This is a genomic window from Dyella flava (assembly GCF_016904955.1).
GTDB classification, from domain to species: Bacteria; Pseudomonadota; Gammaproteobacteria; order Xanthomonadales; family Rhodanobacteraceae; genus Dyella_B; species Dyella_B flava.
This window is the reverse complement of record NZ_JADIKE010000037.1, coordinates 36485-59351: the sequence shown is the minus strand read 5'-3', so window position 1 is coordinate 59351 and position 22867 is coordinate 36485. Positions and strand designations below refer to the sequence as shown.

Genomic DNA, 22867 nt, shown 5'->3' with positions numbered 1-22867 from the left:
ATATGACCGCGATCAGCACAGCGAATGCACAGCACTACCAATGGGGCCAGGCTTGCGACGGCTGGCATTTGCTGGCAACGGATGGGCTGAGCGTGATCGAGGAACACATGCCGCCGGGCAGTTTCGAGCAACGGCACCGTCATGTGCATGCCCGCCAGTTCTTTTACGTGCTAGAGGGCGAAGCGACGTTGGAGCTGGAGGGCACGGTCTATCGTCTGCAAGCGGGACAGGGACTGCATGTGCCGCCCGGCACCGCCCATCAGATGCGCAACGACAGCCATGGCCAGGTGCGGTTTGTTGTCGTTTCCTCGCCAAGGAGTCACGGTGATCGCGTTGCCGCGCCATTGGAGTCGGCCCGCGCATGACGGAGCCGGAACGCCAGCTTCCCGAATGCCTGTTGCCCGGCTGGCGGCGCACGGTGCTCAAGGTCGGCAGTAATCTGCTGGCTGCCGATGGCGGTGGTTTGACGTCCCGCTACGCACGGGAACTGGCGGCCTTTATCGACGCCAGCCACGCGCTGGGTCGAGAAGTCGTGTTGGTGTCGTCCGGGGCGGTGGCCGCAGGCCGTGCCTTGATCCGTCAGCATGCCGCCGCCGGTGGCGATCTCGCAGCCAGGCAAGCGCTTGCTGCGCTCGGTCAGGCGCCGATGATCGCCTTGTGGCAGAGCCTGTCCGCACGACCGGTGGCGCAAGTGCTGCTGACCCACGATGACCTGCGCAATCGTCGTCGTTACTTGAATGCCCGTGCCACGCTGCGTGAACTGCTGGCCCTAGGTGTCTTGCCGGTGGTGAATGAAAACGACACCGTCGCGGTGGACGAACTGAAGCTTGGTGACAACGACAACCTGGCGGCCATCGTGGCTGCGTTGGTGGATGCGGATCTGCTATTGATTGCCTCCGACGTGGACGCGCTGTACAGCGCCGATCCACGGCGCGATCCCGATGCGCAACCCATCGGGCATGTGGTGCAGCTCACGCCTGAGGTGGTGGCCATGGCCAGCGGCAGTGGCACGGCGGTCGGCACGGGGGGCATGCTTACCAAGTTGCAGGCTGCCGCCAAGGCTGCGGCTGCGGGGATTCCCACCGCGCTGTTCAGCGGTCGCGATGGCGCTACGGTGAAAGCGCTTGAACAGGGCCGATTGCGTGGCACCTTGATCGATGTAACCCGCAACCGCATGCAGGCGCGCAAATACTGGTTACGTCACGCGCCGGCCGGCAATGGCAGCATCCGGATCGATGCCGGCGCCGCACGGGCTCTGCGGGGTGGACGAGCCTCCCTGCTGCCTGGGGGTATTCTTGCTGTGGCAGGCGACTTCCATCGCGGCGACCTGGTGGAAATCCTGGATGCGAACGAGCAGCCCATTGCGCGCGGCCTGTGCCAGTACGGCGCGGCGGAAGTGCGTCGCCTGGCCGGACGGCACAGCCGTGACATCGAGGCGGTGTTGGGCTACAGCTATGGCGCCGAGATGGTGCATCGAGACGATCTGGCTACGGTCGTAAATCCGGAAACAGCGGAGGGGGGAATGGAAGCATGAGCGACATTCGTACACTGGCGTTGGCCTGCCGCGATGCGGCCCAGGTCATGTTTGCGCTCGACACCCAGACCAAGCGCAAACTGCTGCACGATATGGCCGATGCGCTGGAAGCGCAGCGCGATACCATCCTCGCCGCCAATGCCCGAGATCTGCAGCAGGCAGCGGCGAAGGGCATCCAGGGCGCCATGCTGGACCGGCTGAAGCTGGACGAGTCACGCATTACCGGCATCGCCAACGCGGTGCGCGAGATTGCCGCCTTGCCCGACCCGGTCGGCCTGGTCACGCGCCGCGACACCCGCCCGAACGGCCTCGAGGTCGAGCGTGTACGCATCCCGCTTGGCGTCATCGCGATGATCTACGAAGCACGCCCCAACGTCACGGCCGATGCCGCGGCGCTTTGCCTGATGGCGGGCAATGCCGTCATCCTGCGCGGGGGGTCTGAAGCGCTGAACTCCAACATGGCCATCGCCAAGATTCTGCGCGATGTGATGGAGCGGCACGACATTCCCGCCGCGGCGCTGACCCTGGTCGAAGACCTGCGCCGCGAAACCATGATCGAACTGCTGCAACTGAACGATATCGTGGATCTGGCGATTCCACGTGGTGGCGAAGGCCTGATTCGTTTTGTCGCCGAACACGCGCGCGTGCCGGTCATCAAGCACTACAAAGGTGTTTGTCATCTTTACGTGGATGCATCAGCCGACGAAGCACTGGCGCTGAATCTGCTGATTGACGGCAAGACATCGCGCCCAGGTGTCTGCAATGCGCTCGAGACACTGTTGATCCATCGCGATGTGGCGGAATCCTTCCTGCCCAAAGCGGTGCAGGTGCTCGAAGAGCATGGTGTCGAACTGCGTGGCTGCGAACGTTCACGTGCCCTCATGCAGGGCATGCACGCAGCCAGTGATGAAGACTATGCGGCCGAGTTTCTCGACCTGATTCTCGCCGTGCGAGTGGTTGATGATCTTGGCGCAGCGGTTGGGCATATCCAGCGCTTCGGTTCTGATCACACCGAGGTGATCGTCACCCGTGACGATGAGGCCGCACGTCGTTTCGTCCAGGCGATTCGCTCGGCCGTCGTGATGGTCAATGCATCGTCGCGGTTTTCCGATGGTGGCGAACTGGGGCTTGGTGCTGAAATCGGCATTTCCACCACCCGCCTCCATGCCTATGGCCCGATGGGTGCCGAGGCGCTGACCGTGGAGCGTTTCGTGGTACGCGGCGAGGGGCAGGTGCGGCACCCCTCCAGCCGGGTGGGCCGGACCTAGCCGACAGAACGTTTCAAGTTTCGCCCGCTTCCCGCCGATAGACGCTTGGGATCAATCAAGCCGCAAGGGGGAAACATGGATATCGAAAAATTCAAACGCGAACATGTAGATCTGCTGGCTGCGGTTACCGATCTTCGTGAACTGGTGCAGGCGGGTGTGCAAGAACATGCGGAAGCCATCGTCCATCAGCTCGTCACGATGAGCTCCGTCATCAAGCTGCATCTGGCAGCCGAAGATCGTGTGCTTTATCCGGCATTGATCAATGCCGCTGATCCGCGGATTGCGCATACCGGTAAGCAGTTTCAGGAAGAGATGGGCGATCTGGCTCAGGCCTATACGGCCTTCGTCTCGCGCTGGAATCTGCCGGCAAAAATCAGCAAGGACCCGCAAGGGTTCCGCAGTGACGCCAACAATGTATTCAAGGCACTGCATTTGCGCGTGCAGCGGGAGAACCGTGAGCTGTACCCGCTGGCAGAGCGGGTATAACCGTTACCTACCTGCACGAAAGCCGCCTGCGGATGGCGGAGGACAAAGGCCTGTTCTCTGCCATCGATGGGCTCTACGGCTGGGCTGCGGTAGGGCATACTGCCCTCACTTGGTACCGGGGCTGGTCCATGAAAGAGGGTGTTATCGCAGTGCCAAAGCGATTGCTAGGGTTGTTCTTGCCGCACCGGGCGGCTGTGCCGTCCGAGCAGGCCGATGCATCGACCACGGCGGAATCCGTCGTGGCGCAAAACACCCAGTCCATCGATTCGCAAGGGCTGTTCGTACTTGGCGCAGCGCGCAGCGGCACTACCGTATTGCAGAACGCCCTGAATGACTCGCGCGATATTTTCCTGTTCGGCGAGCCGTCGTTCCAGGATGACCCGGGCAAGGCGGATTTTGCAGCGCGCTATAACGCCATGCACCGGGCCTGGGGCAACCAGGAGACCAAGAGCAGCTTCTGTCCTGCCTTCTTCGGGGGCGATGCGCCATGGTCGGATTATCTGCGGCACCTGGCGACTCTGTATCGCTATGTGGGCAGCAAGATAGTCGTCAACCCCGAAAAGTCACAGGCAACCTGTCAGCGTGTTTTCGATTTCCATTGTCGTTATTTTTATCGCTCGCATTACATCTTTACCTTCCGCAATCCCATCGACGTATTGATGTCTACACGTGGTCTTGCCGAGTTGAATGGCGATGTGGCGGCGAGCTATGAGACGGTGCTGAGCAGCTTCGTGCGGGTTATTGCGTTATACATTCGCATGCTGCGCAACCTGCCTTCGGTTCATGCGGTGTTTCACGAACATATCGATGAAACCATCTTTCGCGACCTGGGATTGAAGCTCCGCGTTGATCTGGCGCACGCTGCCAGTTACTACGACAAGAAGCGGGTCAGGCACTACTCGCTTGATGATATTCCGGTGGATGCACGCGAATCGGCCAGGACGGTGGCTGAGCTTTACGAAGACCTCCGCAAGCACGCACTGGCTGGATTTGGATTAGTCCAACTCGAGCAAAATTCCGGGCACTTCGACATAGCCCATTACACGCCGCTAGGGGCTTTGCAGCGGCGTGTTGATCAATGGTTGGCGCAGCGTTGATGCCACGCTGCGCGGGCATGCATTCATGCCATGCACCGCATCCATAGCAGGATGGCCTTATTAGTACAGGGCATTCTTAAGCTCATCTTGGGCCCGCCTGAACGCGGCGGCGGCGGTACTATGCGCGTTCACTTCAGATAGCCACTCGGCTTTAGCGGTTTGCCGCGAAATCTCATCTGGGGCGGCGAGGACCTTGTTGTGGGCCGTAGTAACACGGTCTTGGATAAGAGCCAGCTCCACTGCCGCCTGCTGACAATTAACTCGAGCCTCACGGAGCCGGGCTTCGCGATCCTCTGGACCGTACTTCACTCCGCCCTTCAATCCGCCGTCGCGCTGCCAGCCGCCTTGGCCATCGGGCATTACTCGTTTGGAGGACTGCGTGTATACACCGGTGTCTGGATCGCGCGTATAGAGCGGCCGCGGACCAGGCTTGGGGTCGTTCTTCACGTAGAAGCCGGACAGCTCGCCCTGCAGCGTTACGGGAGCAAACAGGTTCCCCAATAGTCCGCCGGGTTGGCCGCTTGCGCCATGAGAGGAAAAATCCACTCCGGGGGTTACCGATACCGGGGTCAGGGCGTGTGGGATGTCCGCATGATCCACCTTCGGTGTGTCCGTGTGTGGATGGATATCTGTCGGGAGATGTGGCGAGCTGTGCGTGGAAATATGAAACATAAAGTGTGTCCTCCATGATGGAAAAGCAGTCCATTGCATGTCTCCTGATGCGTGGCCAATGAGGGAAAGTAATACTCCCTCCATACTCTGCGGCATCAAAGCGTGCATGGGATGGTCGCTTATCAAGCGACTGGTGTAAGGATAGGCGTGAATGTGCGTAGCAGTGGAATAGGTCTGCACTACGCATGATGAAATACCGACACATGCACGAAAGTCCGCCAAGGCTACGCAATCGCATGATTTGGCATGATCAGCCAAATGCGCTGGGATCTCTTCATATAGTCAATCCGTTTGTTCGGATGCACTACGAAAACGAGAGCGCCCTTTACAACGGGCGCTCTTTAGCGGTGAAGATGCACAGCAAAAGATTGCTGAACGCTTCGGCTCTCGGTAGTAAACCGACTTCTTCGCTCAAGCGGTGTTTTTCCATTGGCGTACTGCTTCAGCAAACGCGAGGCAATCGGTAAACCGGTTATAGAGCGGTGCTGGTGAAATGCGGATCACATCCGGCTCGCGCCAGTCGCCGATGATGCCGTGATCGATCAGGTATTCGAATAGCGCACGCCCTTGCGCACGTCCACCAAGCACTCGGATGGAAAGCTGCGCACCGCGCTGTGCGGGATTCTTGGGGGTAACGATTTCCAGCACATCCGCCAGCTGGCTCTGCACCAGCCATTCCAGGTAGCCGGTAAGCTGCAGCGATTTCTCGCGTAAACGTTGCATACCCGCGCGGTGAAAAATTTCCAGCGAGATACGCATCGGCACCAGGGCAAGAATCGGCGGGTTGGAAAGCTGCCAGCCATCCGCACCCGGTGTGGGCACGAATTCCGGTCCCATCTGGAAGCGTGTCGTCTTGTCGTGTCCCCACCAGCCGGCAAAGCGGGGCAGGGCAGCACGCGCGTGGCGTGCATGCACGAAGGCGCCACCCACCGCGCCGGGGCCGGCGTTGAGGTATTTGTAGCTGCACCAGATAGCGAAGTCGGCGCCGCTGTCATGCAGTTGCAGCGGCAGGTTGCCGACCGCATGCGCAAGATCGAAGCCCACCACGCAGCCGTGCCGATGCGCCAGTTCGGTGATGGCTTTCAGGTCAAACGCCTGACCCGTGCGGTATTGCACGCCCGGCAGCATGACCAGCGCGATGCGTGAGCCATGTTCGGCCAGCGCACGCTCGATCGCCGCCATGGAAATGGTGCCGTTCGGCTCATCGGCTTGCAGTTCGATCAGCGACAGCTTGGGACTGAAACCGTGGTAGCGGATCTGCGATTCCACCGCATAGCGATCGGTAGGGAACGAGCCCGCTTCAATCAGGATGGCATGGCGGTCCGGCGTGGGGCGATAGAAGCTCACCATCATCAGATGCAGGTTCACGCCCAGCGTATTCATCGCCACGACTTCTTCGGGCTGTGCGCCGACGACTTCGGCGAGGTGATCGCGCACGAATTCGTGATAGTCCATCCACGGCAAGCGGCCCTTGAAGTGGCCTTCCACCGCCAGCTCGCCCCAATAGTTCAGTTCGACGTTGATGGCTTCGCGTACGGCACGCGGTTGCAGACCCAGCGAGTTGCCGCAGAAGTAGTGGCTCTCGCCACCTTCGTGCGGCGGAATCAGGAATTCGTCGCGAAACGCGCGCAGTGGATCGGCAGCGTCGCGGGCCTGGGCCCAGGCAGCGGTGGCTTCATAGGAGGTGGACATCAGTGCATTCCAGCTTGGTTCGTGCAGGCCCCGTGCAAACCGGGGCGTGGCAGAGAGACAACGCGCAGGCGGTCAGGTGCCGAGCGTAGAGGCAATCGAGCTACAGTCCCGATCGAAGGCCGTAGCCCAGGCTTGTCCGGCCTGGCTTGCCGATGGGCGGGCGCAGCGCAACTGGATCGCATGACCGTCGCGGAACCAGTAGTGCTCCACATAAGTGTATGGCGAACCGCTTTCGCTGGCGGTGTAGACGAAACTGTTCTGTTCGCTCGAGGCGCTCTGGCTGGGCTGGTAGTCCTTCAGCTGTTTGGCCTTGGCCACGCCGTCGCCGACGTAGCTGTTGAAGTCTTGCAGGTTGGCCACCTGTTTCACGGTCACACTGACGCGTGCCAGCGTGCTGCTTGCGCTGGGCGAGGGATCGGGTACCTGGAACACCCGCACTTCCGGGTCGCCGTCGGCTTGCATGATGCCGACCCAGTTCGACGGTGTGCTGAAGTGCACGCTGCCGGATGCCATGCTGACATCGTCGGCTTGCGCTACGGCAATGCCGGCCAGCAGCAATACGGCAGTTACCATCATGTAACGCCTGAAATTCATGCGTGCTCCTGAGTTTCTGAATTGAACCGTTGTTGCGGCAGTCCCAGCCATTCCAGGGCAGTGCCGTGAAACAGGCGGGCGCGGGTAGGGTCATCCAGCTTCAGCGACTCGATGCCGCTGCCCGGCTCCTGCTCCCCCAACGGGAAAGGATAGTCGGTGCCGAGCATCACGCGATCGACCCCGGTCACATCCAGCAGATAACGCAGGGCCTGCGGGTCGTGCACGCAGGAATCGAAGTACAGGCGCTTGAGGTATTCGCGCGGGTTGCGTGGGTTGTCGGTGGCCACCAGGTCCGGGCGCATGCGGAAGCCGTGCTCGATGCGGCCGATGGTCCATGGAAAGCTGCCGCCGCCGTGGGCCAGCATCACGCGCAGCTTCGGCAACCGTTCCAGCACCCCACCAAAGGCCAGGCAACACGCGGCGCGCGATTGCTCGGCCGGCATGCCGACCAGCCATGGCATCCAGTACTTGGGCATGGTGGCAGCGCCCATCATGTCCCAGGGGTGCACCATGATCGCGGCGCCCAGGTCGGCCGCTGCCTCGAAGAACGGGAACAGTTCGGGCGCATCCAGATTCCACTCGTTGCAGTGCGAGCCGATCTGCACGCCGCACAAGCCCAGCTCGTCAATGCAGCGTTCCAGTTCGCGAATGGCCAGTTCCGGTGCTTGCAGCGGCACGGTGCCGATGCCGGCGTAGTGCCTGGGAAAATCCCGGCACACTTCGCCCATGTGGTCGTTAAGGTGCCGATGCAGTTCCAGCGCCTGATAGCCCGGCGCCCAATAGGAAAACAGCACCGGCACGGTGGAGATCACCTGTACGTTCACGCCGAAGCGGGCGTAATCGTTGATGCGATGCTGCGGGTCGAACGAGGACTCCCACACTTCGCGGAAGAACTTGCCGTCCTTGTAGATGCGATGGCGGCCGTCGTGATGATTCATCACCGGAAAGGCGTCATTGCCGTATTTGGCGGCGAGATTGGGCCAGTCGCGCGGGAGGATATGGGCGTGGGTATCGATTTTCAGCATTCGCCAAGTGTAGCGCCTGCGGGCTTCCGGAGCCTGTGCGGGGACTTGCCGCAGCGCGGTTTGGGACCGGCGTCTTGAGGGGTGTACTTGCTTGTCTCACGGGGCGTGGTCCCATGGGACGCGTCCGGGAGGGGCGCAATTCGATAATGCGTCACTCAGGGACGCACGTGCTGACTGCCGTGTGCGGTGATCGACTCCTGCGGTCCCCGCCCGACCACATAGGCAAGCGTGTTGATGTTGTCCACCAGACGGTCGCTGATGCGCACCAGCTGTTCCGCGCGTGGTTTGTCGTCGGCCATCGCGAGCAGGGTGGCCAGGCTGCGTTGAAGCTGGCGAAGCTCCGGCGCCGCCGGCGGCAGATGGTTATTGCGTAAGGCTATGGCCAGCGCGTGCAGGTGCGAGGCGGATCGATCGATGAAGTTGGTCACTTCCACCTGCTCCGGCAGGCTGTCGCGATCGTGCAGCAGGGCTTCCAGGGTCATGGTCGTGCGCACTAGCCGGTTGCCATTGAGGAACAGGGCATTGGCCAGTTCCAGCAAGGGCAGTGGCGTAGCCGGCTCGGCTTGCATGCGGTCCAGTGATGCCTGGGCATTCGTGCGCGCGGTGCGGGCGGCCGTGCGGGCCTCGCGATGGCCGTCACGGTGTTCCGGATGGGCCAGCGCGAGCAGGTAATCCGCATACGCGTCGAGCATGGCCGACAGCGCGGCGCGTGCGCGTCCGCGTTCCCAAGTGGGCCACGCGACGTAGGCGAGCAGGGCCATGCCGCTGCCGAGCGCGGTATTCAGCACGCGATCCAGCACCGCCGTGCCGGAATTCACTCCCTCGAATGAAAGAAAAATCACCACTGTGCCGGTCAGCGCGGCCACCGCAATGCCGTAGTGGGCGGTGGCGAGATAGCGAAACGCCATGCACAGCACCGCCATCAGGGCCAAGTGGGCCCAGGGGTCATGCGGGGTGATACGCAGCAACGCCGTCGTTATCACCAGGCCGAGAATGGTGCCGAGCACGCGCAGCAAGCCGAAGTTGAAGGTGGCTGCAAAATCGGGTCGCAACACGATGGCGGCGGTCATCGGCAGCCAATAACCATGCGGCAACTGCCAGACGCGCGAAACAAGCAGGGCGATGCTCAGGCACACCGCGCAGCGCATCGCGTGGCGGAATGCCACCGAATGCGTGGTGAGATTGGCGCGCAGGATGCTGAGCGCCGAGTCGCCGCGCAGCGCGCGAGGCAAGCGTGTTTCCGCGGCGGCGGCGCGTGTTTCGCCGCGCGATCCGGCCCAGTTCGCATTGCGTACTGCCGCCGCCAATTGGCCGGACAGCGCATGGATGTGCGCGGCGATGCTGTCATGGCGTGAACGATTGTCGAGCAGGGCGCGTTCGCTGGCCTGTAAGGTTTGCAGGGCACGTGAGGCTTGTTCGGGTGATTCGCCCGCTTCCAGCGCTTCGGCGATCGCCGTCAGCACGCGCGCGGCATCGGTGCGGAACATCGCGATGGTACTGGTTGCGCCATGCAGGTCGGTCATGGCGATCAATTCCAGCCGGATACGCTCGGCCAGTTCCAGCAGCACGGCAAACGCCTCCATGGCGCGGCCGCGCGCGTGATGCCGGCCAAGCAAGGTCTTTTGCAGGGTGGTCATGGCCTCGGTCAGCGCGGGGACGTCGGCATCATCCTGAGCGTGTTCCCTGGCAAAGGCCGCCAATCCGCGATAAACGGCGGCGAGGGCGTAGCGTTCAGGGCGATAGCGTTGCAGTGGCCATGCGGCGACCGAGAACAACGCCAGCAGCAGGCCGCCGGCGAAAATCAATACAGCGCCGCTCACCGATTCGTGAAGTGTCGCGGGCGACGCCGCGGTGACCACCAGCAAGATCATGCTGGTCATGCCCACGCGCGCCATGTCGGTACCGAACACGACCAGCAAGCCACCGAAAAAGCCAAAAGCTGCGGTCGCCAGCGTGATCGGCACGAGTTCTCCGCCGATCAGAAAGCCACACAGCGAAGCGAGTCCGGCGGCCAGTGAGGCCAGCAACAGCTGCCACAACCTTTGACGGTATGGGCCGGGCTGATCGGAGAACATGGTGTCCAGAGCGCCCGCGGCAATCGCCAGGCCGATTTCGTGATGGCCGGTCAGCATGCCGACCGCCAAGGGGAGCACGACCGCAGCGGTGTTGCGCACGACCACCCATGGCGGCACATCCGGACGCTTGGTCGCGGTCAGGCTCTGCAACACGCTGGCGCGTAGCGAATAGGCTCGGTTAGACATGGCGGGGAACGATGCCTTCGATGGCCCGATTCTGCCTTACCGGTGAGGACGATGTCGCCTGTCGATCAAATGACAAAGCAGTAGGCGTATCACCCTCTCCTTGAAGGGGGAGGGTGATACGCCGTAGTCTCAGGCGCGACCGGCAAATTCACCCGTCAGCGTATTCACCCACACCTTCTCATCGTTGGTGATGTACTCAGGTACCTGGATTTCGATGCCGGTGTTGAGCTTGGCGGGCTTGGTGCGCTTGGTGGCGCTGGCGCCCTTCAGCTCCGGGGCGGTGTCGACCACGGTCAGCATCACGCTGGTGGGTACCTGCAAGCCGACCGGCGCATCGTCGATCACTTGCACGTAATAGCCTTCCAGGCCTTCCACGATGTAACCGGCGTTGTCGCCGACCACTTCCGGGCCAAGCGTGTATTGCGTGTAGTCCTCGTTGTCCATGAACACGAACGCATCGCCATCCATGTACGAGAAGTTGGCCGGTCGGCGCGCCAAATCCACTTCTTTCAGGTCGTCGTCAGCGCGCAGGCTGAGGTCGAACTTGCGCCCGCCCGGAATCGAATACAAGGTGAAGCGGAAAGTGACGTTGCCGCCACGCGCCGTTGGCGAGCTGCGCTCGATATCGCGCACCTGGTAGACGGTACCTTCGTGTTCGATGACGTTGGCTTTCTTGACGTCGGAAGCTTTCATAAGAGCGAAGAGTGAGTAGTTAGTGAAGAGGAGTAAGAGAAAAGCTTGCGTAAATGACGAATGGGGGAGTGAAGCGAGTCAGGGCCTTTCTACTTCTCACTCCTCTCCACTCACTCCTGTCACTTGGGCTGCAACCGTACCGCGCCATCCAGACGAATCGTCTCGCCGTTGATATAGCGATTGCCAAGGATAAACGCGACCGTCGAGGCGTATTCGTCCGGCTTGCCCAGGCGCGAGGGGAAGGGGATCGATGCGGACAGCGATTCCTGCACCTGCGGCGGCATGCCGTCGACCATCGGGGTCCAGAAGATGCCCGGCGCAATGGTCGCCACGCGAATGCCGAAGCGCGAGAGCTCGCGTGCCATCGGCAGGGTCATGCCGACCACGCCACCCTTGGAGGCGGAGTAGGCGGCCTGGCCGACCTGTCCTTCGTAAGCGGCCACGCTGGCGGTGTTGATGATGACGCCGCGTTCGCCGTCTTCACCGACTTCATTGTGTTGCATCAGCGACGCACCAGCCTTGGCGACATTGAAGCTGCCAACGAGGTTCACCATCACCGTGGTGGCGAAGGTACCCAGCGCCATCGGGCCTTCCTTGCCCAGCATGCGGCCGGCCCCCAGGATGCCCGCGCAGTTGACCACCACATTCAGGCCGCCCATGGCGTCACGGGCCGCCGCCACATTGGCGGCGACGCCGTCTTCCGAGGTGACATCGGTGCGGAAGAAGCGTGCGCTGCCACCCAGGGCTTTGGCGGCTTCCTGACCCTTTTCCTCATTGACGTCGAACAGGGTGACCTGGCCGCCGTTCGCTACCAGGTGCTGGGCGACTGCGTGGCCGAGGCCGGAGGCGCCGCCGGTAATGATGGCCTTGACTTGATTGAGCTGCATGGGCGTTCCCGGGAACTGAAAAACGCAATGGTAGCGCACCGGCCACGGGGACCGCTTCGGGTCCTCGGCTGAACAGCGCGACGGAATATTCACGTAGCATTCGGGACGCTGACGCAATCTTGTCGTTCGCATCGAGGCCATGACTTCGAGACGGCACCAGCAAAGCCATGGATTGCCGTACCCGCCACAAGGAGAGTGTCCCATGCGATTCCCGTGCAGTTTTATCCCAACGAGGAGTACGTCATGAAGAAACAACTGGGAGTGATCGCCTTTTGCGGCGTGATGCTCGTCTCGTCACAGTTTGCCCTGGCTCAGGCTTATCGCCCTGGCCCGCCGCCCCCGCCACCGGCGCCTCGCTATCGCGGCATGTACGACCAGGGGCGCCATGAAGGCTGGTACAAGCGCGGCGGCTACGTCCCTGCACAATATCGCCGCGGCAGTTACGTGGTCAGTGATTGGCGCCGCTATCGCCTGAAGCCGCCGCCGCGCGGTTATCAATACATCCGCAGTGATAACGGCGATTTCCTGCTGGCAGCGGTTACGACCGGCGCGATTCTGAGCATTATCGCGGCCAGCCACTGAGCGTGACCCCTGTGGGAGGAGGCAAGCCGCGGCGGGTGTCGCCGCGGCTTGCTCTGTATGAGCGTGTCGCTCAGAGACAATCGATCAGGCCGTCGAAAAGGGACTCATCGGTCTGTGGGAGTTCGCTAAACAATGGCCGCTGATTGGCAAGTGCCTGAACAAGATCGACTGCATGCGTCTGCGGAGCGAGCGGCGAGACGCATGCCCATATTTTGGGCTGTGCAATGATTTTGCCATCGATTGGGTTGATCTGTTCCTCACTCGCGGCAAACAGCCAGGCGCATTCACCCACTATGCCTGTATTGGCATCGACCGAGCAGCGATATCGCAATTCCTGGATATTGGAATACTCGCCTTCGCAGAAGGTATCGCCGCAAACGTCGTTGAAATTTTTCATCAGAAAATAGGTTGCATCCGACCAGGCGTCCCGCTGTGAGCCCTGCAAGTAGTCATCCATGTCGACATAAGGTCCGGCATCACGTGAGTATGATCCGGCCGCATTTTTGGCCATGACTTGTGCCGTCATGCATAAAACGACAAGTGTGGTCAGGCCCAGGAACACGATGTTGAAGTTGATTGAACGAATACCCATAAGTCCATCTCCATTTGATTGAAGGGCGCCGTTGTTGACGCCGGACTATTGCGCACTAATGCGTCGATCTTTGGCATGCGCGCAATCCCAATCGGGATGAGGGCTTTTAATGCGGCGTGTGTCGGTAACTCCGCAGAGGCGTGTCAGTGATGGCTGGGTTTCGGGGCGTTTACGCTGATGGCCACCTTTGCGGGCAGTTTGCACTGGCGCGGCGCGATGGCTCTCGCGTGCCTGCAGGCTTCTTGGCCGGCGACGTAGGCTTCAGATCTGGAGCGCGCGGTGCAATGCCGTCGATGGAAGCATCGACGAGAACGCAAGGACTGCCGACGGCGGATTGGCTGGTGGCTGCAATTCCTTCTGCCACACCCCTACATCCCACCATTGTCCGAGCTTGTATCCGGCCTTGCGCCAGACGCCTGCAGTGGTGAAGCCCATGGTTTCATGCAGCGACACACTCACGTCGCCAGGCAGCGTGATCACGCCAACAGCCTGGTTGATGCCTTGCAAACGCATCACATCGAGCAGCACGCGATAAAGATGTCGTGCAATCCCGCGGCGCCGGGCATTGGCATGCACATAGATCGACGTTTCGGCAATCCAATCGTACGCAGCACGTTCACGGAAACGCGTGGCGTAGGCATAAGCCAGCACTTCGCCGTCTTCTTCCCACACCAGCCAGGGATAGTGTTGCAGGCGGGTCAGAATGCGTTGGCGCATCGCTTCCGCACCGGGTAGCTCTGTTTCGAACGTGATCGCCGTATCGGTAATGGTGGGTGCGTAGATAGCGTGGATGGCTTCGGCGTCTTCGGCGCGAGCGATGCGGATCATTTCATGTATTTCCAGTTACGGTGTTTGCCTTCAGCCAGCCATTCTAAGGCGGTGGCCATGCGTTTTTGCCGGGTGGCATCGGTCTTGGCTTCGATGATCCACTCGACGTATTCGCGTTGCGCGCTGGGGCTGAAGGCTTCGTAGTGCTTGCGTGCGGCAGCGTGCTTTTTCAGTAGCGCGCCGAAATCGGCGGGTAGCTTCGGCGGCGGCTTGGGCCCGACCTTTGGGCGAAGCGCCTGGCTGCCGGTATCTTTCAAGGCCATCGCCTTGCGGATGTAAGCAGTGAGTTCCTTCTTGCTCGGCAGCTCTTTCACCGAAACGATTTTGCCGAACTGGCCCATGCCTTCGTCGGCCGAGGTGCCAACCACTTCCCGGTAGTGCCGGAAGTGAAAACCACAGTGCTGCTTGAACGCCGCCATGGCGCATATCAGGCTTCCTTTGTAGCTGAAATGCGGGGAGCGCCACTTGATGGCTTCTTCCACCTCCGGACAAGTGGCATGAACGACAGCGCGCAGATGTTCGAGGATGGGGCGGGCAAAGTCGGGCGCCTGTGCGATGTAGGCATCGACTTCAGGATCGTAGTGGGGTATGGCCGATCTCATTCGGTGTACCTCATGTATCACAGCCTGTCGTGCCGGCGAGGGCGGAGGGCTTTACCAAGGCAAAGCGGGTTATCCAGTTTTTTGGTGACTTTACAGCTCCAGAATATAAAAGCGGTCGCAGCTGAAATGCCCGGTGCCACCCATGGGTGCAGCCAGCGTCGTGAACCCGTGTTTCCGATACAACGCCTGCGCGGCATCCATGCCGGTGAGGGTTTCAAGGTAACAACGCTTGAAATCGAAGCGGCGTGCGGCATCCAGGCAACGTTGCATCATGCTGGTGCCGGCGCCAATGCCGCGCGCTGCGGGCAGAAAGTACATCTTGCGCAGTTCGCAAACATCGGCGTCGCCGCCGTCCAGCGGGGCGATACCGCCGCCACCGATCACGGCGCCATCGCGCTCCACCACGAAGTAGGCACTACGTGCGCGTGCATAGGATGCGTGCATATCATCCACTTCGGCGTCATGGATGGCGAAGCCGGGACCGTCGGCGCCGAATTCTGGCATGACGGTACGGATGATGGCGGCTACCGCGGCATTGTCGCGCGGCTCGATCGGGCGAATGAGAAAATTGGGCATGACGACAAAGTACCAGTTCGCACCCAACGCTGAGGAGTGACGATCGTTGGGTTGCCTGGGTTCACCCGGATCACATCCGGGATTGAACCCGAACTGCTTCTTCAGGCGGTCGTACGCGCCTTGGTCACGCGGCTGGCGGTGGGCTTGTTGAGTTGGGCAGCCAGCCATGCGCCGGTGGCGACCAGCAGATCCAGATTGATACCGGTCTGCATGCCGATGCCGTGCAGCATGTACACCACATCCTCACTGGCGACATTGCCGGTAGCGCCTTTGGCATACGGACAGCCGCCGGTTCCGGAGACGGCACTGTCAACCACGCGCACGCCTTCATCCAGGCAGGCGAGGATGTTCGCCAGTGCCTGGCCATAGGTATCGTGGAAATGCACGGCCAGGGCGTGAATCGGAATTTCCTGCGCGACAGCGTGCAACATGGCGCGTGCCTTCACCGGCGTACCGACGCCAATGGTGTCGCCCAGCGAGATTTCGTAGCAGCCCATCTCGTACAGGCTCTTCGCCACGCGGACCACGTCGGCCACCGGCACCTCGCCTTGATACGGACAGCCGAGTGCGGTGGATACGTAGCCGCGCACTTTCACGCCATCTGCCTTGGCGCGTTCCAGCACCGGCTGGAAGCGCTGCAACGATTCAGCGATGGTGGCATTGATGTTGGCGCGGTTAAACGCTTCCGAGGCCGCCGTGAATACCGATACTTCGGTCGCACCGGCCGTCCGCGCAAGGCGGTAGCCATGTTCGTTCGGCACCAATACGGGATAGCCTACGCCCGGCACTTTGCGGATCTTGCGGAACACTTCATCCGCATCGGCCAGCTGCGGCACCCAGCGTGCGCTGACGAAACTGGTGGCCTCGATGGTTTTCAGTCCGGTGGTCGACAGCCGGTCGATCAACGCGATTTTTACATCAGACGGCAGCAAGGTCTTCTCGTTCTGCAGCCCATCGCGCGGGCCGACTTCAACGATGCGGACTTCAGAGGCGTTCATGCGAAGCTCCTGCTACCGGGCCAATATTCACGTTCACGGTTTGAAACGAACCAGCACGGTGTCTGCTTCCACAAACTCGCCCTGCGTAGCACTTACGGCCTCAATGGTGCCTGCGCGGGGTGCCTTCAAGGCCAGCTCCATTTTCATGGCTTCCATCACTAGCAGCTCCTGGTCTTTCTCAACGTTGTCGCCGATCTGAGTTTTTACCAAAACAATGCGTCCAGGCATGGGTGCAATGATATGGCTCGTGTCGCCGGCTTCTTTCGATTGCCAGATGAACGCAGGTGCACGAACGAATGCGTGGCGCTGTCCGTTGACATCGTGCAGGGATATTCGCTCCTGGTCGGCGTGCACCGGTACGCGAATGCCCTCGCCGTCGATGCGCACGCTGAGGATGCCGTTGGCATGGCGCGCACCCTGCACCTCGCCGTGTGACTCGCCGTACTGCAATTGGTAGTTGCCGTCATGGCCATGCGCTTCGATTTCGTAACGCTGCTCGCGCAACGAAAGCGCCACGATGCGCTTGCCGGCGTGGCCGATGCGCCAGGCATCGGCGCGCGACCACGGTGAATAGGGATCGTCGCTGCGCAGGGCGTCGTTGACGATGGTTTTTTCATCGTGAAGCAGGGCAGCGGTGGCGGCAGCAAACAGGACATGATCCGAGGGTGCGGCATCGCCGGTAAGAAATTCGCTAAGGTGGCGATCCAGATAGCCAGTGTCGATGCGGCCTTCGATCACCACCGGATGGCGCACCAGCCGCTCCAGGAAGGCGATGTTGGATTTCGGTCCGACGATGTCGCACTCGGCCAGCGCTTCACGCAGGCGTTGTAAAGCCTGCGTGCGATCGGCGTCGTACACGATCAGCTTGGCGATCATCGGATCATAAAAAATCGTTACCGTGTCGCCTTCGACCACGCCGCCGTCCAGGCGGACATGACGGGAAGGCGAGGGCAGTTTGAGCGTGCGCAGCTTGCCGGAGCCGGGCAGGAAGTTCTGGTCGGGATCTTCCGCATACAAGCGCACCTCGATGGCGTGCCCGCGAGCGCGGATCTGCTCCTGCTGCAACGGCAAGGTTTCACCCGCGGCAATGCGTAGTTGCCACTCGACCAGGTCCAGCCCCAGCGTTTCCTCGGTAACCGGATGCTCCACTTGCAGGCGGGTGTTCATCTCCATGAAGAAGAACGTGCCGTCCTGCCCCACGATGAATTCCACCGTCCCGGCGCCGACGTAATTCACGGCCTTGGCCGACGCCACCGCCGCTTCGCCCATCGCTTTGCGGCGTTCGGGCGTGAGGAACGGCGACGGTGTTTCTTCCAGTACCTTCTGATAGCGGCGCTGCGCGGAGCACTCGCGCTCGTTCAGATGGATCACGTTGCCGTGGGTATCGCCGAACACCTGGAATTCGACGTGGCGCGGATGCTCGACATAACGCTCAAGGATCACCCGCGTATCGCCAAATGAACTGGCGGCTTCGCGTTGCGCGGACGCCAACGCGTCGGCGAACTCCTTTTCGGTGCGCACGATGCGCATGCCTTTGCCGCCACCGCCCGCCGCCGCCTTGATCATCAACGGAAAGCCGGTCTTGCGTGCCTGTTCCTCAAGGAAAGCGGCGTCCTGATTGTCGCCGTGATAACCCGGCACCAGCGGAACCTGATGCTTTTCCATCAAGGCCTTGGCCGCTGCCTTGGAACCCATGGCATCGATGCTCTCCGGGCGCGGGCCGATAAAAGCGATGCCGGCATCGGTACAGGCGCGTGCAAAACCGGTGTTCTCGGACAGAAATCCGTAGCCGGGGTGGATGGCCTGCGCACCGGATTTTTTTGCGACGTCCAGAATCGCATCGCCGCGCAGATAGGAGTCGGCCGGGCGCGGGCCGCCGATCGGCCACGCCTCGTCGGCCAGCCGTACGTGCTGCGCGTCCTTATCTGCTTCCGAATAGACCGCAATGGTGTGGATACCCAGCCGACGGCAGGTGCGGATCACGCGGCAGGCGATCTCGCCGCGGTTAGCAATCAGTACGCGCTCGAACATGCGGGGTCCTTACGGGCTTACAGAATCTGCAAAGCGCATAAAACTAACAGATTTGCGTGTCTGATCCGATGCGCGGCGCAGCATTCCACCGCCCCTTCGTGGCTTTCACACTCCGATAATTCAGCAGCTCTCGGGTAGCCAATCACGCGCACTTGCCGTAGCGAGCCGGCACCAGGTGCTTGGTCCGTTGCGGAGGCAAGCTATTCGCCGGGGCGGGATGTTCGCCGATCTTCGCTCCAGGCGAATGGCTTACGGTGAAGTAACGAAGTTCGGCAGCGCCGGGATGATTGGGCGCGAGGTTCCCGTGCCGTCCCAAAGCAGCCATGAGTGGCAAAGGGAAGACGGAAAAGTAACGTGGCTTTGACGCCAGACTTTCAGCTATTCACCTTCCCAATAATCGACATTCTCGCCCTGGCGCACGACGACGCGGATAACTTGCGGCTTGCCTTCCTGGTCAGCGCCAAATTCACCCAGAATGCCGTACTTGTTGGAATCGGGGTATTCGCAGATCTCCGGCGAAAGCTTGCTGCTTACCGCCAGGTAGCGCATTTCGACGGTGCCGGTGTTGATGATCTGGTGCGCGCTTTCAGGGCCGCCGGGCGGGCAGGCGATGATGTCGCCTTGGCGGATCGGATACCGCTCGGCACCGATGCGAATTTCGCCTTCACCTTCCAGGACAAAGAACATTTCTTCGTTTACGCGATGATTGTGCAGGGGAAATGCGCGCTTCCCCGGCGGTACGGCCGTGACGTTATAGCCCAGCCTCTGTGCGCCAAGCGCCAGCGAGATGCGGCCCATGCGCGCCTCGAAACGTTGCGCAGTGTCGCCCGTAGGGCCAAAGCCCGGTGGGAAGGGTTGCAGTTCGATATCGGCGATATTGAGGATGCGTTTCATGCGGCGACTCCGAATCAAGCGTTGAAAGGCAGGTGCCGATAGCCTTGCACAGCCTGCTGCCAGCGTGATGTCAGTGGTCGTGCGTCCAGGCGGGCGCACGTTTGTCGAGGAAGGCGCTGAGCCCTTCCTGTCCTTCCGCCGATACGCGCAAGCGCGCAATCAGCGCGGCATTGTCATGATCGACACGCTCGACGACGTCTTCCGTCTGGCCGTGCATGCCAAAGGCCAGACGCTTGGCCTCGTGCTGTGCCACCGGCCCGGCTTTGGCGAGCATCTTGAGTACGTTGTGTACCGTGTCATCCAGGTATTCCGCCGGTACGGCCTGATGCAGCAAGCCGATCTGCGCGGCGGTATCGGCGTCGAAGATTTCGCCGGTCAGGAACAGGCGGCGCGCATGGCGCATACCGATCGCCGCAATGACATACGGCGAAATCACAGCGGGCACCAGGCCAAGCTTGACCTCGGTCAGGCCGAACTTGGCCGTGTTCACGCCAATCGCGATGTCACAGCAGGCAATCAACCCCACGCCGCCGCCGTAAGCAGCGCCGTTGACGCGGGCGATCGTTGGCTTGGGCAGGAATTGCAGGGTGCGCATCAGCGCCGCGAGGCGCAGCGAATCCTCGCGGTTTTCCATCTCGCTGGCCTTGGCCATGCCGCGCATCCAGTTTAGATCGGCGCCGGCGGAAAAACTGGCGCCCACGCCGGTCAACACCACCACCCGCACGGCGGGATCCTGGCCGGCTGCCTGCAGGGCGGCAGTCAGGTCGGCAATCAACCGGTCGTCGAAAGCGTTGTGCACTTCTGGGCGGTTGAGACGAAGTTCGCGGATGCCGGCATGGTCGGCGACTTGGACGGAGGAGGACATGGGTGAGAAATCCTTGGTCGGGCCGGCGCATCTTAAAGGAGCGCGGGCGGATAGCGATGTCGCCTGGGCATGGCGCGAAGCGCGTCTGCCACGACAACAACCTTGCCGGTGTTACCGGAACCCAACTCGAGCGAATGTACCTGGACCCGCACCGCTCGCCCCCTCCCCGCAGCCTATCCCTGACTCCCCACTGCAACGTACGTGAAAAACCAGTACAATGCGAACCATTCTTATTTAGAAGCGTAACAACCGTGCGCCTGTGTGACTTGCCGAAAGGTGCTTCTGCTGTGGTTGAACGAGTTGAAGATGCCCAAGCCAATGACCCGATCGCGCAGCGCCTGCGCGACCTGGGCTTTGTCGAGGGCGAGCAGGTGAGGCTGGTGGCGTACGGGCCGGTGGGCGCGGATCCGCTGCTGGTCCAGATCGGCTATACCCGTTTTGCCCTGCGCCGCACCGAGGCGGCGCGCGTCACCGTGCAGGAGGTTGCATGAGCACCGGCACCCTGCGCATTGCCCTGGTTGGCAATCCCAATTGCGGCAAGACGGCGCTGTTCAACCAGCTCACCGGCGGTCGCCAGAAGGTCGCCAATTACGCCGGCGTGACGGTTGAACGCAAGGAAGGCCGCTTCACCGCGCCGTCCGGTCGTGTGCTGCAGATCCTGGATCTGCCGGGCACTTACAGCTTCGACGCCACCAGCCCCGACGAGCAGATCACCCGCAACGTGCTGGAAGGCAATTATCCCGGCGAAGCGGCACCGGATCTGATCATATGCGTGGCCGATGCCACCAACCTGCGCCTGCATCTGCGCTTCGTGCTGGAAGTGAAGCGCCTGGGTCGCCCGGTGGTGCTGGCGCTGAACATGATGGATACCGCGCGTCGTCGCGGCATCGAAATCGATATTCCAGAACTGCAGCGACGCCTCGGCCTGCCGGTGGTGGAAACCATCGCCGTGAAGCGTGGCGGCGCAAGCGCGCTGATCCAGCGCGTGGATGGCGAGGTGCCGGTCGCCGCTCCGGCGATGCCGGACGATGCGGCCAGCCGTGCCGGCCTGCATGCGCAAGTGCGTGCACTGCTGGATGCGACCGTGCGCATGCCGCGCGCAACGGCGGCCTTGGATGACGCGCTCGACCGTTGGGCGCTGCATCCGGTGCTCGGTTTGATGATTCTTGCCGTGGTGATGTTCCTGGTGTTCCAGGCGGTGTACTCGATCGGCAAGCCGATGAGTGATGCGATCGGTGATGGTTTCGACTGGATCGGCGCGCATCTGGCCATCTGGCTGCCGGAAGGTCCGCTGCAAGGCTTGCTGAAAGACGGCCTCTGTACCGGCCTTGGCACCGTGCTCGGCTTTCTGCCGGAAATCCTGGTGCTGTTCTTCTTTATTCTTGTACTGGAAGAATCGGGCTACCTGCCGCGTGCCGCGTTCCTGCTGGATCGCATGATGCTTTCGGTGGGGCTTACCGGGCGCTCCTTTATCCCGCTGCTATCAAGCTTCGCCTGCGCGATTCCCGGCATCATGGGCACGCGCAGCATCCAGGATCCGCGCGATCGACTGACCACCATTCTGGTGGCGCCGCTGATGACCTGTTCGGCGCGCCTGCCGGTGTATGCGCTGCTGATTGGCGCCTTCATTCCCATGCATCGCGTGCTCGGCGTGTTCAACCTGCAGGGGCTGGTGCTGTTCGCACTGTATGTCGCAGGCATTCTGGGCGCGATGCTGGTCGGCTGGGTGATCAAGCATATGCGCAAGGACCGCAGCGAACATGCGTTGCTGATGGAACTGCCTTCGTACCGCGTACCGCAACCGCGTGACGTGGTGATCGGACTGTGGGAGCGCAGTGTCATCTTCCTGAAGCGCCTGACTGGCGTGATTCTCGCGCTGACCGTGTTAATGTGGTTTATCTCCACGTTCCCGTCGCCGCCCGCGGGTGCTGCCGGGCCGGCCATCGATTACAGCATTGCCGGTTACCTGGGGCGTGGGTTGCAGTTCATCTTCGCGCCGCTGGGTTTCAACTGGCAGATCAGCCTCTCGCTCATTCCTGCCTTTGCCGCGCGTGAAACTGCGGTGGCTGCGCTGGCGACCGTCTATGCCGTGGGTGGCGATGCGCAAACGGGTGGACTTGCGCATGCCCTGACCGCGAACTTCTCGCTGGCCAGTGCGCTGTCCCTGTTGGTGTGGTTTGCCTTCGCGCCGCAATGCATGTCCACGCTGGCGGTGATTCGTCGCGAGACGAACTCCTGGCGCAACGTGGCGATCTCCTTCAGTTACATGTTCGCCGTGGCGTATGCGGCGTCCTTTATCACCTATCAGGTGACGAGGTTGTTCCTGTGAACACGAGCCTGCTTATCCAGTACATCGTGATCGCGCTGATCGTGCTGGCCAGTGCGTTGTACGCGTTCCGCAAACTGGCACCGCTGCTGACCAACCGCTGGCTGGCCTCCGCGTCGATTCACCTCAGTCAGCCGGGGCACTCCACCGTGGTGCGTGCCTTCGGCCGTCACTTGCAGCCGAAGCAGGCCACCGGTAGTTGCAGCGATGGTTGCAGTACCTGCGGCGCTTGCGGTCCGAAGCCGCCGGCGAACGCGAAGGGTGATGCGGTGCCGTTGGAATTTCGTCCGCGTCGCGACTAATCCTACGTAGGTTGGATTACCCCGGACAAAGTCCGGGGCAACCCAAGCAACACCCTTATCTC

The 22867-nt window shown here is 61.6% G+C and carries 24 protein-coding genes; 9 read left to right on the top strand and 15 right to left on the bottom strand.

Annotated elements, in window-relative coordinates; translation table 11 throughout:
* Positions 1-2: 2 nt before the first annotated feature.
* From ISP19_RS13600 to ISP19_RS13580, 5 genes are all read left to right on the top strand, one after another.
* Positions 3-365 carry a cupin domain-containing protein gene (locus tag ISP19_RS13600; RefSeq protein ID WP_204682960.1) on the top strand — a complete coding sequence of 121 codons (363 nt, stop codon included), beginning with the start codon at positions 3-5 and terminating at the stop codon, positions 363-365.
* Entirely contained in the window at positions 362-1534 is a 1173-nt protein-coding gene (gene proB / locus ISP19_RS13595; RefSeq protein WP_204682959.1) for a glutamate 5-kinase, read from the top strand. The genes ISP19_RS13600 and proB overlap by 4 nt, the downstream gene beginning before the upstream one ends.
* Positions 1531-2802, top strand: coding sequence for a glutamate-5-semialdehyde dehydrogenase (locus ISP19_RS13590; protein ID WP_204682958.1), 1272 nt, complete (start codon positions 1531-1533; stop codon positions 2800-2802). Before proB ends, ISP19_RS13590 begins: the two co-directional genes overlap by 4 nt.
* A 75-nt stretch (positions 2803-2877) precedes the next feature.
* On the top strand, positions 2878-3288 hold the full coding sequence (locus ISP19_RS13585; RefSeq protein WP_204682957.1) for a hemerythrin domain-containing protein: 411 nt from the start codon (positions 2878-2880) through the stop codon (positions 3286-3288).
* A 128-nt stretch (positions 3289-3416) separates the two neighbouring features.
* On the top strand, positions 3417-4385 hold the full coding sequence (locus tag ISP19_RS13580) for a sulfotransferase (protein WP_204682956.1): 969 nt from the start codon (positions 3417-3419) through the stop codon (positions 4383-4385).
* Positions 4386-4445: 60 nt separating this feature from the next.
* On the opposite strand, the gene ISP19_RS13575 is transcribed toward ISP19_RS13580, so the two are convergent.
* The 7 genes from ISP19_RS13575 to ISP19_RS13545 form a co-directional block, all read right to left on the bottom strand.
* Positions 4446-5057 carry a hypothetical protein gene (locus tag ISP19_RS13575; RefSeq protein WP_204682955.1) on the bottom strand — a complete coding sequence of 204 codons (612 nt, stop codon included), beginning with the start codon at positions 5055-5057 and terminating at the stop codon, positions 4446-4448.
* Between the two features lie 411 nt (positions 5058-5468).
* Positions 5469-6749: a kynureninase gene (gene kynU / locus ISP19_RS13570; RefSeq protein ID WP_204682954.1), complete on the bottom strand. Its 1281-nt coding sequence runs from the start codon at positions 6747-6749 to the stop codon at positions 5469-5471.
* Positions 6750-6821: 72 nt separating this feature from the next.
* On the bottom strand, positions 6822-7343 hold the full coding sequence (locus ISP19_RS13565; RefSeq protein WP_204682953.1) for a hypothetical protein: 522 nt from the start codon (positions 7341-7343) through the stop codon (positions 6822-6824).
* The gene (locus ISP19_RS13560; protein WP_204682952.1) at positions 7340-8368 is read right to left on the bottom strand and encodes an amidohydrolase family protein; all 1029 of its coding nucleotides are present in this window, start codon (positions 8366-8368) and stop codon (positions 7340-7342) included. Before ISP19_RS13560 ends, ISP19_RS13565 begins: the two co-directional genes overlap by 4 nt.
* A 155-nt stretch (positions 8369-8523) precedes the next feature.
* The gene (locus ISP19_RS13555; RefSeq protein WP_204682951.1) at positions 8524-10629 is read right to left on the bottom strand and encodes an FUSC family protein; all 2106 of its coding nucleotides are present in this window, start codon (positions 10627-10629) and stop codon (positions 8524-8526) included.
* A 129-nt stretch (positions 10630-10758) separates the two neighbouring features.
* A complete protein-coding gene (efpL, locus tag ISP19_RS13550; protein ID WP_204682950.1) occupies positions 10759-11322 on the bottom strand; it encodes an elongation factor P-like protein EfpL in 564 nt (187 codons plus the stop codon).
* A 119-nt stretch (positions 11323-11441) separates the two neighbouring features.
* On the bottom strand, positions 11442-12209 hold the full coding sequence (locus ISP19_RS13545) for an SDR family NAD(P)-dependent oxidoreductase (RefSeq protein ID WP_204682949.1): 768 nt from the start codon (positions 12207-12209) through the stop codon (positions 11442-11444).
* 243 nt (positions 12210-12452) lie between these two features.
* Between ISP19_RS13545 and ISP19_RS13540 the strand changes: the two genes are divergently transcribed.
* On the top strand, positions 12453-12791 hold the full coding sequence (locus tag ISP19_RS13540; RefSeq protein WP_239556816.1) for an RcnB family protein: 339 nt from the start codon (positions 12453-12455) through the stop codon (positions 12789-12791).
* Between the two features lie 70 nt (positions 12792-12861).
* Here the strand turns inward: ISP19_RS13540 and ISP19_RS13535 are convergent, their stop codons facing one another.
* The 8 genes from ISP19_RS13535 to ISP19_RS13500 all read right to left on the bottom strand — a co-directional run bounded on the left by ISP19_RS13535 (position 12862) and on the right by ISP19_RS13500 (position 20177).
* Positions 12862-13383 (bottom strand): hypothetical protein, encoded by a 522-nt coding sequence (locus tag ISP19_RS13535; RefSeq protein ID WP_204682948.1) that lies wholly within the window; start codon positions 13381-13383, stop codon positions 12862-12864.
* A 261-nt stretch (positions 13384-13644) separates the two neighbouring features.
* Complete coding sequence (locus ISP19_RS13530) at positions 13645-14211, bottom strand: GNAT family N-acetyltransferase (protein ID WP_204682947.1); 567 nt, start codon at positions 14209-14211, stop codon at positions 13645-13647.
* Complete coding sequence (locus ISP19_RS13525; protein WP_239556815.1) at positions 14208-14813, bottom strand: YdeI/OmpD-associated family protein; 606 nt, start codon at positions 14811-14813, stop codon at positions 14208-14210. Before ISP19_RS13525 ends, ISP19_RS13530 begins: the two co-directional genes overlap by 4 nt.
* A gap of 90 nt (positions 14814-14903) precedes the next feature.
* Positions 14904-15389, bottom strand: coding sequence for a GNAT family N-acetyltransferase (locus ISP19_RS13520; RefSeq protein ID WP_204682946.1), 486 nt, complete (start codon positions 15387-15389; stop codon positions 14904-14906).
* Positions 15390-15490: 101 nt separating this feature from the next.
* Complete coding sequence (locus tag ISP19_RS13515; RefSeq protein ID WP_204682945.1) at positions 15491-16387, bottom strand: hydroxymethylglutaryl-CoA lyase; 897 nt, start codon at positions 16385-16387, stop codon at positions 15491-15493.
* A gap of 33 nt (positions 16388-16420) precedes the next feature.
* On the bottom strand, positions 16421-18418 hold the full coding sequence (locus ISP19_RS13510) for an acetyl/propionyl/methylcrotonyl-CoA carboxylase subunit alpha (RefSeq protein WP_204682944.1): 1998 nt from the start codon (positions 18416-18418) through the stop codon (positions 16421-16423).
* A 378-nt stretch (positions 18419-18796) separates the two neighbouring features.
* On the bottom strand, positions 18797-19312 hold the full coding sequence (locus ISP19_RS13505; RefSeq protein WP_204682943.1) for a cupin domain-containing protein: 516 nt from the start codon (positions 19310-19312) through the stop codon (positions 18797-18799).
* Between the two features lie 70 nt (positions 19313-19382).
* Positions 19383-20177: an enoyl-CoA hydratase-related protein gene (locus tag ISP19_RS13500; protein ID WP_204682942.1), complete on the bottom strand. Its 795-nt coding sequence runs from the start codon at positions 20175-20177 to the stop codon at positions 19383-19385.
* Between the two features lie 251 nt (positions 20178-20428).
* On the opposite strand from ISP19_RS13500, the gene ISP19_RS13495 reads away from it, so the two are divergent.
* From ISP19_RS13495 to ISP19_RS13485, 3 genes are read left to right on the top strand one after another with little or no spacing between them, the layout of a single operon-like run.
* Positions 20429-20668 carry a FeoA family protein gene (locus tag ISP19_RS13495; RefSeq protein ID WP_204682941.1) on the top strand — a complete coding sequence of 80 codons (240 nt, stop codon included), beginning with the start codon at positions 20429-20431 and terminating at the stop codon, positions 20666-20668.
* A complete protein-coding gene (gene feoB, locus ISP19_RS13490; RefSeq protein ID WP_204682940.1) occupies positions 20665-22506 on the top strand; it encodes a ferrous iron transporter B in 1842 nt (613 codons plus the stop codon). Before ISP19_RS13495 ends, feoB begins: the two co-directional genes overlap by 4 nt.
* On the top strand, positions 22503-22805 hold the full coding sequence (locus tag ISP19_RS13485; protein ID WP_204682939.1) for a DUF6587 family protein: 303 nt from the start codon (positions 22503-22505) through the stop codon (positions 22803-22805). The genes feoB and ISP19_RS13485 overlap by 4 nt, the downstream gene beginning before the upstream one ends.
* Positions 22806-22867 lie beyond the last annotated feature (62 nt).